The sequence below is a fragment of the Planctomonas sp. JC2975 genome, assembly GCF_012985205.1.
Classification (GTDB): Bacteria; Actinomycetota; Actinomycetes; order Actinomycetales; family Microbacteriaceae; genus Humibacter.
Genome location: NZ_JABEKS010000001.1, coordinates 2,503,527 through 2,520,974, shown reverse-complemented (window position 1 = coordinate 2,520,974; position 17,448 = coordinate 2,503,527). Strand labels below are relative to the sequence as shown.

Here is a 17,448-nt window from a genome sequence, read left to right as displayed (position 1 = left end):
TCTTTCTACGACCCTCTCATCACCAAGGTCGAACGGGCCAGGCCGCGATCGACACGGGTGGCGAACGCGACACCCTTTCGTGCGGCCGGGTGACGCGGCATCCGCCAACGAGAATGGGCGCGTGGCCGATCAGGGGGAACAGCCGGCACCGTCGCACCGCCGTCTCAAGCAGGGCAAGGGCCGGATGGAGGCGATCAGCGACGGCGTCTTCGCGGTGGCGATGACACTGCTCGTGCTGGACCTCGCCATTCCGCTGGCCGCTCAGAAGGACCTCGTCGGCGCACTCCTGCACGAGTGGCCCGGCTACCTCGGCTTCCTCGTGAGCTTCGCCACCATCGGCACGATCTGGCTCGGCCATAACACGATGACGGAGTACCTCGAGCGCGTGGATCCCGTGCTCCTCCGCCTCAACCTCCTGCTGCTGTTCTTCGTCTGCCTGCTGCCCTTCGCGACGGGACTGCTCGGCGAGTTCCGAGACGCGGAGGGTGCAGAGCGCGTGGCGTCGGTGACCTACGGGATCATGCTGCTCCTGTGCTCGGTGCTGCTCTCCGTGCTGTGGCGCTACGCCGTGCGTGCGAAGCTCGTCGCCCCCGACCTCGCCGACGACGAGATCTCGCTCCTGACCACGCGACTCACGCCAGGACTCGGCGGCTACGTCGTCCTGATCGTGCTCGGGCTGTTCTTCCCGAAGATCTCGGTCTTCGGGTACCTGTTGGTCGCCGTGTTCCTGTTGCTGCCCTTGCGTCCGCGGATGCCGCGCCGAGGTGGCAGGGCGCACCCGTCGACTCACGCCCGAGGTTGAGCGAGTCGTCGCTCAGGCCGTGGGCCGCCGCGCCTCGATGAGCCGGTCGCGGGATCCGAGGATGCCGAACACGACCTGCACGACGACCACCCCGAGCATCACGACGAGCGACACGGCCCACGCGTCCGTCGCATCGTGCAGCACACTGATCACGATCGGCCCCGTAGCGGCCAGGAGATAGCCGACCGACTGGGCCATCCCTGACAGTGCTGCCGAGTGCCCGTGGTGGTGCGTGCGGAGGCCGAGCAGAGCCAGCGCGAGCACGATGGATCCGCCCGAGCCGAGCCCGATCGAGCAGACCCAGAGCAATCCGAGGTCGGGGACCGTCAGCTGACCGAGGATGCCGACGAACATCAGCACGCTCACCGCGATGGCGATCGGGCGCTGGTCCCTGAGCCGGTTGATGGTCGTGGCCGCGAGCACCGTGCCGACGAGGCCCAGCATCTGGTACGCGAACTGATGCCATCCGGCCACGGCGGGCGAGAGTCCGCTGGACTGCTCGATGGCTGGCCACCAGGTCACGACCGTGTAGTAGATGGTCGACTGCAGTCCGAGGAACAGAGTCACCTGCCACGCGAGGGCGGATCCCCACGGCGACCGGTACCCCTTCGCGCCGCGTGCGCTCGGGACAGATTCCGCCTGTGCCTGTGCCTGTGCCTGTGCCTGTGCCTGTGCCTGTGCCGGTGCCGGTGCTTGACGCCCGGAACGCGGGCCGGACCCGCGACTCAGCTGCGGCAGCAGCACGCCGAACGCGATGACGGCGAGTCCCGCCCAGATGCCGAGAGAGAGGCGCCAGCCGTGAGGTGCGGCATCCGCGATGGGCACGGCGACTCCTGCGGCGACGGCGGCGAACGCCGACTGCACGGCGGAATAGGTCCCAGTGACGGAACCGACTCGGGTCGGATAGTCGCGTTTGACGAGCGCGGGCAGTAGCACGTTGAGAAGGGCGATCGCCAGGCCCAGCAGCACGGTTCCGACCCAGATCGTGACCGTTCCCGGCCAGGATCGCGTCACGATGCCGATGGCCAGCACGAGGAGCGCGGCGCCGAGGGTGCGCTCGATGCCGAGTCGCGACGCAAGCAGCGGCGCCACAGGCGAGAACACGCCGAACGCGACGAGCGGGATCGAGATCAGCACCGACGCCGTGACCGCGCTGATGCCCAGATCCGCCCGGATATCGCCGAGCACCGGCCCCACGGACGTGATCGACGCACGCAGGTTCGCCGCGATGAGCAGCAGTCCGATGAGCACGAGCCCACCGCGGGCCATGCGCGGCGTGCGGTCGGCGGATGCTGTCGGTTCGGCGTTCGACACGGTGACGCTTTCGTAGGTGGGCGGACCTTTCGAGGGTAAGTGCTCGCCGGATCTGGATTCCGCCCCGAGGCCGGCCGTCACTGCGCCCACGGCGGCTCGAAGCGCTCGCCGGCCAGCACAGCGTTCATCCCGATCAGCGTGGTGACCCAGGCGCGAGCGGGTTCATCGGTGGTGTTGCTGAGCTGGAACAGCGCTCCGGCCGGAACGAGGATGGCGTCCCCCGCGCGCGCCGTGAACCGTTCGTCGTCGATGCCGACATCCACCGCTCCCGTGAGAACGTGCAGCACCTCTTCCTCGGACATCGTGTGAGGCGCTCCCGGCGTGCGGGCCGGTATGTCCACCTGCCACGCGGCGAGGTCCCTGGCGCCGCCGGCGGTGTTGACGAACGGAGTGAACGTGACTCCTTGGAGCCGGTGACTGCTGGTCGAGGTGCTGGCGAGATGCGGCATGACTTCACCCTTCCGAATTGGACAACATGGTTGACCAGTATACGGTCAACCACGTTGTCCATTCACGTAGAATCATGCGATGGACCCGATCGACGACCTCGCCATGCCGTTCCTGCTCATGTCGGCGTTCCGCGGCCTGGTCGACGCCGCTCACGAGGAACTCGCGCCGGCCGGGTTCGCCGAGGTCCGGCCGACGCACGGCTTCGCGATGCAGGCGATCGGTGCAGGCTGCACGAGCGTGCAGCTCGGCGAGCGGCTCGGGGTCAGCAAGCAGGCAGCGACCAAGACCGCGGGCACCCTCGAGCAGCTCGGGCTGATCAGTCGTGAACGGAACCCGGGCGACCGACGGGAACGCATCCTCACCCCGACGCCGCATGGCCACGAGATGCTGCGCCGATCGGCCGAGGCGTTCTCCCGCGAGCTGCGGCGCTGGCGGGAGCGCGTCGGCGACGCGAACATCGACGTCACGCTCAGAACCCTCGCCGATGCCCCGCGCGGGCGTCGCGGACCGACCGACCTCTCCGACTGGACGTGACAGGCCCGCGCAGCACAACCGGTTGCACCGAAGGCGGCCGGCACGATGGCCGGATACTAGTACCCGGCGTATTAGCGTTGTCACCGTGGCGATGCTCGATGGTGCAGCCTGGCAGGCGAACCGGGCAGAGACGAAGCTGGCACAGGCGAAGCAAGCGGAGAACGGTCGTTCGGAGCTCGGTGCCTTCCTGCGTGCCCGACGGGAGACCCTCTCGCGAGCGGATGCCGGCCTGCCAACGCTCGGCCGAACGCGCACCTCGGGGCTCCGTCGCGAAGACGTCTCGTACCTGAGCGGCGTGAGCGTCACCTGGTACACCTGGCTGGAGCAGGGGCGGGACATCCATCCGTCCAGACAGGTGCTCGACGCGATCGCGCGTGCGCTCCGGCTCACTGTCGCGGAGCACGACTACCTGCTCGCGCTGGCCGGATACTCGCCGGCCACCGCATCCGCTCCGGCTCCGGTCGCCATCGCCCCGCCGCAGGTGCAGCGGCTCATGGACGCGCTCGCCGGATCGCCCGCCTACACGGTCACGGCCGACTGGCGCATCGCCGGCTGGAACGCGGCTTATGCCGCGCTGTACCCAGGGGTTGCGACGGCACACGGCGAGGACCGCAATCTGCTCTGGCTGGTGTTCACCGACCCGTACGTGCGCGAACTGCTCCCTGACTGGGAGGCGACGAGTCGCCGGTTCGTGGCCGAATTCCGGGCGGATGCGGGTCCCCGGCTCGGCGATCCGGCTTACCTCGCGCTCGTGGCGCGGCTCGAGGCGGCGAGCCCGGAGTTCCGGACCGCCTGGGCGGCCCACGACATCGAGGGGTTCGCGTCGCGCGAGCGCATGTTCCGGCATCCGACAGCCGGACTCCTCACGCTCGAGCACCACCAGTTGTCGCCGTCCGACCACCCTGACCTTCACGTGGTGATCTACACGCCGGCGCCCGGATCCGATTCCGCCGCCCGCCTGGCGCAACTGCTCTCGCAGCGTCGACCGCGGGTTGACCCGGCGGCACCCACCCGGAAGGACACCCATGGCCCGGCCGCACTCGGATGATCTCGACGCGATCGTCGCACGGCTCCGCGCCGCCGGATGCGTCTTCGCCGAAGACGAAGCGCGCCTCCTCATCGACGAGTCGGCCGACGCCGCACAACTGGAACGCGACGTCTCGCGACGCGTGGCGGGAGAGCCGCTCGAGTACATCCTCGGCTGGGCGGAGTTCCGCGGATTGCGGGTCGCGGTCACTCCCGGTGTGTTCGTACCGCGTCAGCGCACGTCCGTGCTCGTGCACGAGGCGCTGCGCCTCGCGCCGCGCAATCCCGTGGTCCTCGACCTCTGCTGCGGCGCGGGCGCGATCGGTGCGGCGATCCTCGACGCCCGGCCGGATGCCGCGGTGCACGCCGTCGACATCGACCCGGCCGCTGCGGACTGCGCGCGCCGCACGCTCGCATCCGTCTCGGCCGCGCACCATTCAGGTGCGACGGCAGATGCCGACCCGCAGGTCTACGTCGGCGACCTGTACGCGCCTCTTCCGGCATCCCTGCGCGGATCCGTCGACCTCATCGTCGCGAACGCGCCGTACGTTCCGACCGACGAGATCCGTCTCATGCCACCGGAAGCCCGCGAGCACGAAGCCCTGGCAGCGCTCGACGGCGGGGACGACGGATTGGTGCTGCATCGCAGGGTCGCACACGGCGCACGGGAGTGGCTCAGGCCAGGCGGAAACCTCATCATCGAGACGAGCAGGAGGCAGGCATCCGCGACGGCCGGCATCCTCGAGTCGGCCGGGTTCGCCGCGTCGATCGTGCACGACGACGAGGTCGACGGCACCGTCGCGATCGGGACGGCGCCGACCGTGGACGCTCCCTGATAGGAGCCCAGGCGACCACTCGTCTACGACCGGTAGAATCGATGAGGCCTCGGCATCCGCCTCCCCGCACCGCGCATGCCGCCACTGAATGCAGGAAAGAAGTCACGTGAGCTCAGCCGCGCCCGAGCGCGTCAGCGCCCGTCGATCCTGGCCGGATCGGTACTGGATCGTCGCCCTGACGCGTGCGGTCGTCGCCCTCCTCGCAGGCGGCTTCATCACCTTCGATCCTGAACACTCGGCCCGGGTCGGCCTGATCGTCTTCGGCAGCTTCGCGCTGATCGAGGGGATCGTCGTCGGCATCGGCAGCCTTGTGCTCAAGGATTCCCTGATCAGATGGCTTTTCGTCGCCCAAGGCGCACTGAGCGTCGTTGTCGGCGTCGCCGCCCTCTCGCTGAACGACGCCGGGCTCGGCGTTCTGCTCTACGGTGTCAGCGTCTGGGCTCTGCTCACCGGATTCGCCGAGCTGTACTGCGGAATCCGTAGCCGCGGCCGGTCGGAGTCGGCCCGCGACTGGATGGTCATCGGCGCCCTCACCGTGGTGCTTGCCGTGGTCTTCCTGCTCATCCCCACCGATTCCCTGCTGGCCGTCGGCCTGTTCGGCGCCTACGCCGTGATCGTCGGCGTCTACGTGGGGATCGGCGCCTTCACCCTCAAGTTCGGACTGGCGCACGGGCACGCCGACGACAACACAGCTTCGGAGAAACACGCGTGACCGACGACAACCAGACGCCCGACGGGCGCAAGCCGACCCTGCGCGACCGCATGAAGCCGGTCGAGTTCATCGGCATCGCCGCGGTGCTGGCGCTCTTCGTCGGCCTCGTCGTGCTGCTGGCCACGCGCGAGCCGGTGCTGTCCCTCATCTTCTTCGGCGTCGCGTTCATCGTGACGCTCGTCGTGCTGGCCATGTTCGCGCTCGGGTTCAAGCCCGACGACGAGGAGCGGCGCGATCTCGCCGAGCAGAACCACGAGCATCCCGAGCTCCCTTCAGGCGAGACGGATGCCGGCACCAGCGGCACCCCGGACGCCCCGTCGGGCCCGAGCAACCCGCACGACTGAGTCGCTTCACCTCTGGTTGCGTCCGTCGAAACCGGTCGCAGGTGAGTGCGCGTAGTGGGTGGCGCCCCATTCCGTCGGTCTAGTGTCGACAGCGTTATGGGTGCGCATCGATTCGCCGGCGCTGATGGCGTGGAGTTGGCGTGGGCTGAGACGGGATCCGGTCGCACGGTGGTTTTTCTGCCCGGCTTCGGTGGTGTTGGCTCGCGTTTGCTCGAGCACGACCCGGTTCGCACGCTTGCGGGGCACGGGTATCGCGTCATTGTTCCCGACTCGCGCGGATGCGGGGACAGCGCCTCACCGGAAGACCCCAACGGGTATCCGTCGGACGTGCTTGCCGACGACGGCTTCGCGCTCGTCGAACATCTCGGCCTCGGAGACGGAGACTACGACCTAGGGGGTTACTCACTCGGTGCGCGCATCGTGGTGCGCATGCTGGTGCGGGGTGCGAAGCCCGGGCATGCGATTGCGGCCGGACAAGGATTGGCGAAGGTGGCCGGCCCTCAAGGCGGCGGGATGAATCATCGCGTTCTCACCGCGTTGGTCAACGGAGTCACGATCGAGGAGGGTTCGCCCGATGCGCGGATCGCGCAGGCGTTCTCTCGGGGTGGAACGGACCCTCGGGCGTTGCTCTCCTTGCTGGAATCGCTTGTTCCGACCCCCGAGGAGGCCCTGCGACGGATTGCCGTCCCGACGCTCATCGCGATCGGTGACCGGGATGAGCGGTCCGACGCCGATCGGCTGGCGTCGCTTGTGCACGGTGCCCGATTCGTGCGCGTTCCGGGCGACCACGGAAGCGCGCTGGTCGCCCCCGAACTCGCCGCTGCGATCCTCGAGTTCCTCTCCACGCGTTGACACGGAACGCCGCAGCCCCACGCTGACCGCGACTACCATCCGCTGCGGGTCGGAGTGTGGCCCGTGCGGGCATCATCCGGCATAGCCATCTCCGCCCGCACGCCGAGGAGACGCACCGGGCGGTCCGGCTCGATCTTGTCGACGAGTTTCATCGTCTCGACCAGGACCGTGCGGCGATCGAAGGTGGCGTCGATCTTGTGCACGAGCGTCTTGGTCGTGAACGGCGCGTACCGCACCTTGAGTCCGACGCCGATGACCGGACGGCCCTCTGCAACCACGTCCTCGAGCACCCGCGCGACGAGGTCGCCGGCCGCCTGCTCGATCTCGGAGCGGTCGAGCAGATCCTGCTGGAACGTGGTCTCACGCCCGTGGCCGTGCGCGACCCAGGGCGTGTCATCCACCTCCGACGAGCCATCGCCACGGCCGAGCTGACGGAACCATGGCCCCATCCTCGGCCCGAACTCCGTCACGAGCACGGCTTCATCCGCGTTCGCGAGTTGTGCGACGGTCAGGATGCCGTGCGCAGCCAGCCGCTTCGAGATCTTCGAACCCACTCCCCACAGGGCGATCGCCGGCTTGTCGCCCATGACCTCCATCCAGTTCTCGACGGTGAGCCGGAAGGTGCCGTTCGGCTTTCCGAAGTCGGTCGCGTTCTTGGCGCGCACGAGCGTGTCGCCGATGCCGACGCTGCAGCGCAGCTGCGTCCGCTCGAGCACCGCTTCCTGGACGCGTCGCGCGTACGCCTCAGGATCGTCGGTGGTCACTCCGAGGAAGGCCTCGTCCCAACCGAGTATCTGCACGATGGCGCCGGGCTGCTCTCGAAGAGTAGCCATCACCTCCTCTGACGCGGCCGTGTACACCGGTGCGTCGACGGGCAGGATGATCGCATCCGGCGCCTTGCGCGCAGCGATGCGCAGTGGCATCCCGGACCCGACCCCGAAGGCGCGAGCCTCGTACGACGCCGTCGAGACCACGGCTCGCTCGGTCGGATCGCCGCTGCCGCCGACGATCACCGGCTTGCCTGCAAGCTCCGGCCGTCGCAGCACCTCGACGGCCGCGATGAACTGGTCGAGGTCGACGTGCAGCACCCACCGGCGTGCGGGAGTCATAGTCCCAGTGTGACGGCGGCCTCGCACGATCTGCCGTTCGACGGGGCGGCATGGCGGCTTTGCCCGACTGCGCCCCAGGATCGGGGACCCGAAAAGTTCAAAATCGGGACCGCCGCGGAGCCGCGTCCCGCCGAGTTACATCCGGTCGACGAGCTGCGAGGCGAGCCCCACGTAGCCGGCCGGAGTCAGCTCGAGGAGGCGAGCCTTGGCATCCGCTCCGATGTCGAGCGTCTCGATGAACGCAGCGAGGCCTTCGCGATCGACCCGCTTGCCGCGGGTCAGCTCCTTGAGCAGGGCGTACGGATCCCTGATCGAGGAGCGTCCGGCGGCGACTTCCGCCCGGATCACCGTCTGGATCGCCTCGCCGAGCACCTCCCAGTTGGCCTCGAGGTCACGGTCGAGCGCGTCCTGATCCAGCGCGATCTCGCGCAGGCCACGCTCGATGTTGTCCAGTGCGAGCAGCGAGTGCCCCAGCCCGACGCCGATGTTGCGCTGCGTCGTCGAATCGGTGAGGTCGCGCTGCAGACGGCTGGTGACGAGCGTGGAGGCGAGCGAATCAAGCAGCGCGCTGGACAGCTCGAGGTTCGCCTCGGCGTTCTCGAAGCGGATCGGGTTGATCTTGTGCGGCATGGTCGATGAGCCGGTGGCACCGGCCTGCGGGATCTGCCGGAAGTATCCGAGCGAGATGTACGTCCAGATATCCGTTGCGAGGTTGTGCAGCACGCGGTTCGCGTGCGAGATACGGCCGTAGAGCTCGGCCTGCCAGTCGTGCGACTCGATCTGCGTGGTGAGCGGGTTCCAGGTGAGCCCGAGCGACTCGACGAACTCGCGCGAGATGGCGGGCCAGTCGGCTTCGGGATCCGCAGCCAGGTGCGCCGAGAACGTTCCCGTCGCCCCGCTGAACTTGCCGAGGTACTCGCTGCCCTCGACCTGCTCGGCGATCCGCTCGAGGCGGTACACGAAGACCGCGAACTCCTTGCCCATCGTTGTCGGCGTCGCGGGCTGGCCGTGCGTGTGGGCGAGCATCGAGGCGTCACGCATCTCGATCGCACGAGCGCGCAGTGCGTCGATCACGACACGGAACTTCGGCAGCCACACGTCCTTCACCGCAGACGACACCGTCAGCGCGTACGAGAGGTTGTTGATGTCCTCACTCGTGCAGGCGAAGTGCGTGAGCTCCGCGATCGAGTCGAGGTCCAGCTCGTGCAGCTTCTCGCGCACCAGGTACTCGACGGCCTTGACGTCGTGGCGCGTGGTCGCCTCGAGCGTGGCGAGCCGGTCGATCTCGTTCTGTCCGAAGTCGGTGACGAGCGCGCGCAGAGCGGATGCCTGCGCATCCGTCAGCCGGCCGCTGCCGAACATCCCGTGCGATGTGAGGTACAGCAGCCATTCGACCTCCACCTGTACGCGGGCGCGGTTCAGGCCGGCCTCGGACAGGAAGTCTCCGAGCGACGAGACGGCGGCGCGATAGCGGCCGTCGAGCGGACTCAGCGGCTGGGGAGGGAGGGATGTCATTGCTTTCCGTTTCCTTGGGTCGGAGGTCGCAGCGCGGGAGCCAGCTGGGCGAGCAGCGCGCGATCCGCGCGCTCGATCATGCCGAGCACAGCGGCGAAGAAGGTGTGGTCGGAGTAATAGGGATCCGGCACATCAAGTGAATCGGATCGCGGAGTCTCGAAGCTGCGCAGAAGCTGCACCTTGCTCCGGTCGATGCTGTTGGTGGTCCAGTTCTTCAGGATCCGCTCGTGGCTGCGGTCGAGTGCGACGACGAGGTCGAGCTGTTCGAACCACTCAGGATCGAACTGACGTGCGCGGTGGGCGGAGCCGTCGTAGCCATGCACGTGCAGGGTCTCGACGGCGCGAGGATCGGCCTGTTCGCCGACGTGCCAGTCGCCGGTCCCGGCGGACGAAACCTGGATGCGGCTGCCGAGCCCGGCGTCCTCGGCGAGCTGCTTGAACACCACTTCGGCCATCGGCGACCGGCAGATGTTGCCGCTGCAGACGAAGCAGATGCGGAAGGGCGGAGTCGCCGGCGCGGCTGCCTCCGCGGTGCGGGCATCCTGCGGCACAGCGTGCGACTGCGCCTGCGTCGAATCCGGCGCGAAGCTCATGCCTCCATTGTGCTGCAGGTTCGGGGTCGTCCGCCCACTCGTCCTCCCGTCCTCCCCAGTTCAGCGGGCGCGGAGCATTCCACGGATGCGCGCATTCGACCGCAGCCGCCGGCCGCCGGCCGCCATTGTGAACACCTCGAGGGAGGTGGTCCTCTGGACGGCTCATACAGTGCGGCACGCTCCGCGGTCGACTACGTGCGGTCGGAGCTCACGGCCGCGCTCGCGCAGCTCCCCGACGCCGCGGACGTCGAGTGGAGATCGGACGCGCAACGGCGCTGCCGTGCACGACTCGACGACATTCGATCGACCGTCGACGACGCACTGAAGGCGCTGGACTACGCGGCGATCGCGTTCCGCGATGCTGCGATTCTCGACAGTGCCACCGGTGCCGGTGCAAGGGTCTCCACGTCGCCGGCAGGTTCCGATGGCTGACGGCATCACGGTGTCCGGGGGTGGGACACGAGTCGCGACCGACGCTCTCTACCCCGCGCGGGACTCGCTCGTGGCGCTGGGCGGCGTGTTCGATGACCTGTCGCATTCGTTGCGCCCGGCCACGGCGGCGGCCGGCGCCGCGAATCCGGCACTGCCGGGCGCTGCGAGCGGAGCGGATGCCGCACGGCTGACGCACGAGGCGGCCACCGGCATCCGCTCGGCCGCGTCGCAGTCCACCAGGCTTGCCAGAAACCTCGGTGACGCGGCAGCCTCGTACGACGCTGCCGAGGCCGGCGCCCGCTCGGGCATGGACCTGCTCAGCGACCCGGCGCTCCTGAACACGCTGAGCACCCTGAGCGGATGGGCGCTCGGACAACTGGCGCCGTTCGCCATGGCGCTGGGCATCCTGACCGGACCACAGCTGGTCGCCACGCTGGCGATCGCGTTCGGGGTGGGAAGCCTGACGGCCGGCTCGCCCAGTGTCCTGCTCGATGGACTCGGCAGAGTTCTGGGCAGCAAGGCGAGTCTGCTGCGCGATCCACGCATGGTCGCGCTCATCCGGTACGCGGTCTCGGCGACGGATGACGCCATGCTCGGAGCGGCAGGCGTCCCACTGCCGGTCGCTGCGTGGGCGGATGACCAGGGAACGGGTGCGTTCGGCGTGCACGGTGCAGCGCGGGTCGTTGTGGGCGCGGGATCCACCATCGGACTCCTCCGCGAAACCCCGGTACAGGTTCACCGGATGTCCGCCGGCACCGTCGCTCCGCCATCGGACTATGCGGACCTCGTGCGGCGCATCCCGTCCTCAACCACGGACGGTCCGCAGGTGCGCGTGGAGCGCTACGCGGGAGCGGGCGGCGATCCGGTCTACCTGGTCTACGTCGGCGGCACGGCCGATTGGAATCCGGTCAGCGGCGACGAGCCGTTCGACGTCACCAGTGATCTGACCGGCGTCGCGCAGTTGGACCCGGCTTCACTGCGGGCGACGCAGGAGGCGATGCGGGAAGCGGGGATCCAGCCAGGCGACACGGTGATTCCCGTCGGCTACTCGCAGGGCGGCATCATCGCCACGGACATCGCGACCTCCGGTGAGTTCAACACTCCTGCGCTCGTCACGTTCGGATCTCCCACCGGCGGCGTCGCCGTGCCGGCGGACGTGACGGACATTGCCGTGGAGCACACGGACGACCTTGTTCCGGCGCTCGGAGGGTTGCCGATCGGTTCCGGAGCTCCAGGAGGTGACCGCATACTCGTGACGCGGCAGACGTTCGATGGCGAGCCCGTTCCCGGTTCGTCGCCCGCGGACTCGCACCGCATCTCGGAGTACGCGATCACGGCTCAGCAGATGGATGACGCGAACGATCTCCGGCTCGCCGCCGGCCTCGCCGCCCTTCCCACCGGATCGCCCGGCGAGGCCGGGCTCTACCGCGGCGTGCGCATCACCGGAGGCGACGGATGAACGCCGCCAACGCAGTGCCGCCGGCTCAGCGCCGGATGACCGGGCGGAAGATCAGGCCGAGGAGCCAGCTGATGACGGCCAGGATGAGCGCCGCCCACACGCCGTCCCAGAACCCGTCGACGTGGAGGCCGAAGCCCATGGCGTCGCTGATCCAGGAAACGATGAGCAGCAGCAGCCCGTTGACGATCAAGGAGATCAGTCCGAGCGTCAGGATGTACAGCGGGAACGCCACGATCCGGATCACCGTACCGACGATCCCGTTGACCACGCCGAAGATCAGTGCGATCAGCAGGTACGTCAGGATGAGCGGCAACTCGCCGCCGTTCGGGTCGTACGACTCCACCGTGACGCCGCTCACGATCAGCGTGGTGACCCAGAGGGCGAACGCATTGATGATCAGTTTCAGCAGAAACCTCATGCGGACAGTCTTCCAGGTGGTGCGCCGCCCGGGAAACAGGGCGCGCTGCGCGCGCCGTCCCGCGGATGAGAGTTCTCCTCTGGCACGCAGCCAGCGGAATATGCCCGTGGGTAAGTTATCGGTGTGGATCCCCAGAACGTCGACAGGGTGCGCCTGCGCCCGGAGATCGCGGGCCTCGCCGCTTATGCGCAAGGCCGCGTCCCCGCCCAGGACGGCTTCAAGCTGTCGAGCAACGAGAACCCGTTCGATCCCCTCCCCGGTGTCGTCGACGCCGTCGCCGCGGCGGATGCGCTCAACCGTTATCCCGACGGTGCGGCGCTGGCGCTGCGCGATCGCCTGGCCGAACGCTTCGGTGTCGGCACGTCAGAGGTGCATCTGGGTGCAGGATCGGTCGCCATCCTGTCGCAGTTCATCAACGCCGCGGCCGGTCCCGGCGACGAGGTGGTGTACGCGTGGCGGTCGTTCGAGGCCTACCCGGGACTCGTCGTCGTGTCGGGCGCCTCCAGCGTGACGGTTCCCTTGCTGCCCGACGCGAGGCACGACCTCGACGGCATGGTCTCGGCCATCAACGAACGCACGCGCGTCGTCATCGTCTGCACGCCGAACAACCCGACAGGACCGATCGTGACGACGGCCGAGTTCGAGCGGTTCATGGCGTCGGTTCCGTCGGACCTGCTCGTCATCCTCGATGAGGCGTACGTCGAGTTCGTGACCGATCCGGACCACGTCGACGGACGTCGGCAGATCGGCCGCTACCCCAACCTCGTCGTGCTGCGCACGTTCTCGAAGGCGTACGGTCTCGCCGGCCTGCGCATCGGCTACGCCATCGGACCGGAGCGGCTGCTCAATGCGGCGCGTGCAGCGGCCATCCCGATGAGCGTCACCGACACGGCACAGGCGGCCGCGCTGGCGTCGCTCGACCGTGAGGGCGAGCTGCTGGACCGGGTCGGCGTCATCGCGGAGCGTCGCACCAGACTCCGCGAGGGTCTCATCGCCCAGGGCTGGGACGTTCCCGAGGCGCAGGGCAACTTCGTGTGGCTGCGCACCGGAGAGCACACGGCACGCTGCGTCGACGCGTTCTTCGACGGCGGACTGGCCGTGCGTGGATTCGCGCCCGACGGCATCCGCGTCGGGGTCGGCGAACAGGAATCTGTCGATCGCGTTCTAAAGATCGCGGGGGAGCTTGTCGGCACCCTACCGAAGACCCCACGAAACGAGCAGTTAGGTTAGTGAGGATGTCTGCCACGAACGACCGATTCGCGTCGTCGGAGGGGCTCTCCGCCGCGACCGTACAAGTACTGACCGAGGACGGTCGATTCGAGCCCACGGATAACGCGGCCGAGTTCCTGCCCTACCTCGAGACGCTCACCGACGACGACTACCGCCGCTTCTATCGCGACATGGTCGTGGTGCGCCGCTTCGACGTCGAAGCCACCAACCTGCAGCGGCAGGGGCAGCTCGCACTGTGGCCGCCGAGCAGCGGGCAGGAGGCCGCTCAGGTCGGATCCGCCTACGCCGCCAAGCCTCAGGACACGATCTTCCCGTCGTACCGCGAGCACGTGGTGGCGACGATCCGCGGGGTGGATCCGCTCGACATCATCCGGGTGATGCGGGGCGTGACGAACGGCGGGTGGGATCCGACGGATCCGAAGAACGGCAACGTGCGCATTTACACGCTCGTGCTGGGCACGCAGGCCTTGCACGCCACCGGATACGCGATGGGCGTGAAGTTCGACGGCAACGTCGGAACGGGCGACCCCGACGTCGACCAGGCCGTCATCGTCTACTTCGGCGACGGAGCCAGCTCCGAGGGCGACGTCAGTGAGGCGCTCGTCTTCGCCGGGAGCTTCCAGACGCCGGAGGTCTTCTTCCTGCAGAACAATCAGTGGGCCATCTCGGTTCCGGTCAAGACGCAGTCGCGCTCGCCGCTCCACCTCCGCGCCGGCGGCTTCGGCATGCCTGGCTACCAGGTCGACGGCAATGACGTGCTCGCCAGCTACATGGTCAGCGCCAAGCAGCTCGACGCTGCGCGCAACGGCGACGGTCCGAGCCTCATCGAGGCGGTCACCTATCGCATGGGTGCGCACACCACCAGCGATGACCCCACTCGGTACCGCACCTCGGACGAGGAGAGCCACTGGCGTGGACGCGACCCGATTGCCCGAATGCGCGCGTTTCTGGCCGGTCGTGGCATCGGCGACGAGTGGTTCGCATCCGTCGACGAGGAGGCAGCGGACTACGCGGCCGACATCCGCCGGCGCACGCTCGAAATCGCGGTTCCGACGGCCGAGCTGATCTTCGACCACGTGTACTCGGAGCCGCACGCGGACGTCGTCGAGCAGCAGGCGTGGCTCGAGCGCTACGAGAAGTCGTTCGAGGCGGATGCCGCGGCATCCACTTCCGCACCGTCGCCGGCTTCGACGACAACGGCATCGCCGGCACAGGCATCAACGCAGGGGGCGAGCGCGTGACAGACGTGACGACCGCGCAGAACGCGGCGCAGGCATCCGCCCGCACGCCCTTCCGCACCGGGACCGAGAGTCTTCCGATGGCGAAGGCTCTGAACGCCGGGCTCCGTCAGGCGCTCGCCGACGACCCGCACGTGCTGCTCATGGGCGAGGACATCGGCCCGCTCGGCGGCGTCTTCCGCATCACAGAGGGTCTGCAGGCGGAGTTCGGACCGCAGCGCGTCATCGACACCCCGCTGGCCGAGTCGGGCATCGTCGGCACCGCGATCGGGCTCGCGATGCGCGGATACCGACCGGTCTGCGAGATCCAGTTCGACGGGTTCGTCTTCCCCGCGTTCGACCAGATCACGACCCAGCTGGCCAAGATCACGTCGCGACATGAGGGCGCGCTGCGGATGCCCGTTGTCATCCGCATCCCCTACGGCGGGCACATCGGTGCGGTCGAGCACCATCAGGAGAGCCCAGAGGCGTACTTCGCGCACACGGGCGGCTTGCGGGTCGTGAGCCCGTCGACGCCGAACGACGCGTACTGGATGATGCAGGAGGCCATCGCCTCCGACGATCCGATCATCTTCCTCGAGCCGAAGAGCCGCTACTGGCCGAAGGGCGAGGTCGACTTCAGCTCCAGTGCCGCTCCGCTGCACGCCAGCCGGGTGGTGCGCACGGGAACAGACGCCACACTCGTCGGTCACGGCGCCATGGTGAGCGTGCTGCTCCGCGCGGCCGAGATCGCCGCGGAGGAGGGCACCAGCCTCGAAGTGGTCGACCTCCGATCACTGTCGCCGATCGACTACGGCCCGCTGCTCGGATCCGTGCGAAAGACCGGTCGGCTGGTCGTGGCGCAGGAGGCACCGGGATCCGTGAGCGTGGGCAGCGAAGTCGCAGCCACCGTCGCCGAGAAGGCGTTCTATTCGCTGGAGGCACCGGTGTTGCGGGTGTCCGGATTCGACACCCCGTTCCCTCCCGGCAAGCTCGAAGACCTCTACCTGCCGGACGCCGACCGCGTGCTCGAAGCCGTCGATCGCGCGCTCGCCTACTGACGGCCTCGCACGGCGACATCCACCGGCTGAATCCGCCCAGCGCGTCCGCGATCACCACACCACGAAGAAACGTCCGCGAGGAGAACCATGAGTGAGTCCGAGTTCCTGCTTCCGGACGTCGGCGAAGGCTTGACGGAGGCCGAGATTGTCTCGTGGAAGGTGGCGCCGGGCGACACCGTGCACGTCAACGACGTGCTGTGCGAGATCGAGACGGCGAAGTCGCTCGTCGAACTGCCCTCGCCGTTCGAAGGTGTCGTCGACCGGCTGCTGGTCACCGAGGGCGACACCGTCGAGGTCGGTGCGCCGATCATCATCGTCGGTGACGGAGCCCAGGCGGACTCCACGCAGCACGTCGGCGGTCTCGACAACGTCATCGAGGTGGACGACGCCGAACTGGCGAGGGTGCGTGAAGCATCCGGATCGTCGGATGCTTCGTCCGCAGCTTCCGCGACCTCGGCCGGGCACTCTCCCGCAGCCGACGCCGCAGCGGTCGCGCGGGAGGATGCAGAGGCGGCAACCCTCATCGAGCGCGAGGGCGACGAGCCCAAGCCGGGAGCGGTGCTCGTCGGCTACGGATCCGCGGGTCACGGCGCGAGCCGACGCCGCGGCCAGACGCGTGGGTCGGAGGTTGCAGGACGCCATGTGCCGACGGCAGCGGACCTCGTGCCTGCGGCATCGGCGACGCCCGTGATCGCGAAGCCGCCGATCCGCAAGCTCGCCAAGGACCTCGGAGTCGATCTGCTCGCGATCTCCGGAACCGGCATCGCCGGTGAGATCACGCGCGACGATGTGGTGCGCAACGCGAGCCAGGCCAGTGTCTTCCGCAACATCGACACTCCGGAGTGGGCCGACGAGCGCGAGGAGCGCGTGCCGGTCAAGGGCATGCGCAAGCAGATCGCATCCGCGATGGTGCGCTCCAAGTTCACCGCTCCGCACGTGAGCGTCTTCGTCGACGTCGACGCCACCCGCACCATGGAGTTCGTCAAGCGACTCAAGGACTCGACGGCGTTCGCCGGCGTGCGCGTCTCGCCGCTGCTCATCATGGCCAAGGCGATGATCTGGGCCGTGCGCCGTAACCCGAGCGTGAACGCTACCTGGACCGACGACGAGATCATCATCCACCACTACGTGAACCTCGGAATCGCCGCTGCGACGCCGCGCGGTCTCATCGTGCCGAACGTCAAGGATGCCCAGTCGATGAGCCTCCTCGAGCTGGCACGCGCGCTCGAGCAACTCACGCTGACCGCCCGCGACGGCAAGACGACGCCGGCCGACATGCAGAACGGCACGATCACCATCACGAACATCGGTGTGTTCGGCATGGACACCGGAACGCCGATCCTCAACCCCGGCGAGGTCGGCATCGTCGCTCTCGGCACGATCAAGCAGAAGCCGTGGGTGGTCGACGGCGAGGTGCGTCCGCGTTTCGTGACCACGATCGGCGGATCCTTCGACCATCGCGTCGTCGACGGCGATGTCGTCTCGCGTTTCGTCGCCGACGTGGCCTCGATCATCGAGGAACCGGCGCTCCTCCTGGACTGAGC

At 68.4% G+C, this 17,448-nt stretch carries 19 protein-coding genes; 13 read left to right on the top strand and 6 right to left on the bottom strand.

Annotated features, from left to right (window positions below):
- Positions 1 to 121: 121 nt before the first annotated feature.
- The gene (locus tag HII28_RS11460; protein WP_170025506.1) at positions 122 to 802 is read left to right on the top strand and encodes a TMEM175 family protein; all 681 of its coding nucleotides are present in this window, start codon (positions 122 to 124) and stop codon (positions 800 to 802) included.
- Positions 803 to 814: 12 nt separating this feature from the next.
- On the opposite strand, the gene HII28_RS11455 is transcribed toward HII28_RS11460, so the two are convergent.
- Positions 815 to 2,116, bottom strand: a complete 1,302-nt coding sequence (locus HII28_RS11455; RefSeq protein ID WP_346769280.1) for an MFS transporter — start codon at positions 2,114 to 2,116, stop codon at positions 815 to 817.
- A 77-nt stretch (positions 2,117 to 2,193) separates the two neighbouring features.
- Complete coding sequence (locus HII28_RS11450; protein WP_170025505.1) at positions 2,194 to 2,565, bottom strand: cupin domain-containing protein; 372 nt, start codon at positions 2,563 to 2,565, stop codon at positions 2,194 to 2,196.
- 79 nt (positions 2,566 to 2,644) lie between these two features.
- On the opposite strand from HII28_RS11450, the gene HII28_RS11445 reads away from it, so the two are divergent.
- From HII28_RS11445 to HII28_RS11420, 6 genes are all read left to right on the top strand, one after another.
- A complete protein-coding gene (locus HII28_RS11445) occupies positions 2,645 to 3,100 on the top strand; it encodes a MarR family transcriptional regulator (protein WP_170025504.1) in 456 nt (151 codons plus the stop codon).
- Between the two features lie 91 nt (positions 3,101 to 3,191).
- On the top strand, positions 3,192 to 4,148 hold the full coding sequence (locus HII28_RS11440; protein ID WP_170026103.1) for a helix-turn-helix transcriptional regulator: 957 nt from the start codon (positions 3,192 to 3,194) through the stop codon (positions 4,146 to 4,148).
- Entirely contained in the window at positions 4,126 to 4,962 is an 837-nt protein-coding gene (locus HII28_RS11435) for a putative protein N(5)-glutamine methyltransferase (protein WP_170025503.1), read from the top strand. Before HII28_RS11440 ends, HII28_RS11435 begins: the two co-directional genes overlap by 23 nt.
- A gap of 106 nt (positions 4,963 to 5,068) precedes the next feature.
- Positions 5,069 to 5,674, top strand: a complete 606-nt coding sequence (locus tag HII28_RS11430; RefSeq protein WP_346769279.1) for a DUF308 domain-containing protein — start codon at positions 5,069 to 5,071, stop codon at positions 5,672 to 5,674.
- Positions 5,671 to 6,018 (top strand): hypothetical protein, encoded by a 348-nt coding sequence (locus HII28_RS11425; RefSeq protein ID WP_346769278.1) that lies wholly within the window; start codon positions 5,671 to 5,673, stop codon positions 6,016 to 6,018. The genes HII28_RS11430 and HII28_RS11425 overlap by 4 nt, the downstream gene beginning before the upstream one ends.
- 96 nt (positions 6,019 to 6,114) lie before the next feature.
- Positions 6,115 to 6,870 carry an alpha/beta hydrolase gene (locus tag HII28_RS11420; RefSeq protein ID WP_170025501.1) on the top strand — a complete coding sequence of 252 codons (756 nt, stop codon included), beginning with the start codon at positions 6,115 to 6,117 and terminating at the stop codon, positions 6,868 to 6,870.
- Between the two features lie 32 nt (positions 6,871 to 6,902).
- Here the strand turns inward: HII28_RS11420 and HII28_RS11415 are convergent, their stop codons facing one another.
- The 3 genes from HII28_RS11415 to HII28_RS11405 all read right to left on the bottom strand — a co-directional run bounded on the left by HII28_RS11415 (position 6,903) and on the right by HII28_RS11405 (position 9,949).
- Complete coding sequence (locus HII28_RS11415; protein ID WP_170025500.1) at positions 6,903 to 7,979, bottom strand: DNA polymerase IV; 1,077 nt, start codon at positions 7,977 to 7,979, stop codon at positions 6,903 to 6,905.
- A 135-nt stretch (positions 7,980 to 8,114) separates the two neighbouring features.
- Complete coding sequence (gene purB / locus HII28_RS11410; RefSeq protein WP_170025499.1) at positions 8,115 to 9,494, bottom strand: adenylosuccinate lyase; 1,380 nt, start codon at positions 9,492 to 9,494, stop codon at positions 8,115 to 8,117.
- Positions 9,491 to 9,949, bottom strand: coding sequence for a low molecular weight phosphotyrosine protein phosphatase (locus HII28_RS11405; protein ID WP_240977863.1), 459 nt, complete (start codon positions 9,947 to 9,949; stop codon positions 9,491 to 9,493). Before HII28_RS11405 ends, purB begins: the two co-directional genes overlap by 4 nt.
- A 333-nt stretch (positions 9,950 to 10,282) precedes the next feature.
- On the opposite strand from HII28_RS11405, the gene HII28_RS11400 reads away from it, so the two are divergent.
- A complete protein-coding gene (locus HII28_RS11400) occupies positions 10,283 to 10,519 on the top strand; it encodes a hypothetical protein (RefSeq protein ID WP_170025497.1) in 237 nt (78 codons plus the stop codon).
- On the top strand, positions 10,512 to 11,978 hold the full coding sequence (locus HII28_RS11395) for a hypothetical protein (protein WP_170025496.1): 1,467 nt from the start codon (positions 10,512 to 10,514) through the stop codon (positions 11,976 to 11,978). Before HII28_RS11400 ends, HII28_RS11395 begins: the two co-directional genes overlap by 8 nt.
- A 25-nt stretch (positions 11,979 to 12,003) precedes the next feature.
- On the opposite strand, the gene HII28_RS11390 is transcribed toward HII28_RS11395, so the two are convergent.
- A complete protein-coding gene (locus HII28_RS11390; protein WP_170025495.1) occupies positions 12,004 to 12,396 on the bottom strand; it encodes a phage holin family protein in 393 nt (130 codons plus the stop codon).
- 123 nt (positions 12,397 to 12,519) lie between these two features.
- On the opposite strand from HII28_RS11390, the gene HII28_RS11385 reads away from it, so the two are divergent.
- The 4 genes from HII28_RS11385 (at position 12,520) to HII28_RS11370 (ending at position 17,446) form a co-directional block, all read left to right on the top strand.
- Complete coding sequence (locus HII28_RS11385) at positions 12,520 to 13,626, top strand: histidinol-phosphate transaminase (protein WP_346769277.1); 1,107 nt, start codon at positions 12,520 to 12,522, stop codon at positions 13,624 to 13,626.
- A 5-nt stretch (positions 13,627 to 13,631) separates the two neighbouring features.
- Positions 13,632 to 14,867 (top strand): pyruvate dehydrogenase (acetyl-transferring) E1 component subunit alpha, encoded by a 1,236-nt coding sequence (pdhA, locus tag HII28_RS11380; protein ID WP_170025494.1) that lies wholly within the window; start codon positions 13,632 to 13,634, stop codon positions 14,865 to 14,867.
- Between the two features lie 77 nt (positions 14,868 to 14,944).
- Positions 14,945 to 15,904: an alpha-ketoacid dehydrogenase subunit beta gene (locus HII28_RS11375; protein ID WP_170026101.1), complete on the top strand. Its 960-nt coding sequence runs from the start codon at positions 14,945 to 14,947 to the stop codon at positions 15,902 to 15,904.
- Between the two features lie 87 nt (positions 15,905 to 15,991).
- Positions 15,992 to 17,446: a dihydrolipoamide acetyltransferase family protein gene (locus HII28_RS11370; protein WP_170025493.1), complete on the top strand. Its 1,455-nt coding sequence runs from the start codon at positions 15,992 to 15,994 to the stop codon at positions 17,444 to 17,446.
- The last annotated feature ends 2 nt before the right edge of the window (positions 17,447 to 17,448 follow it).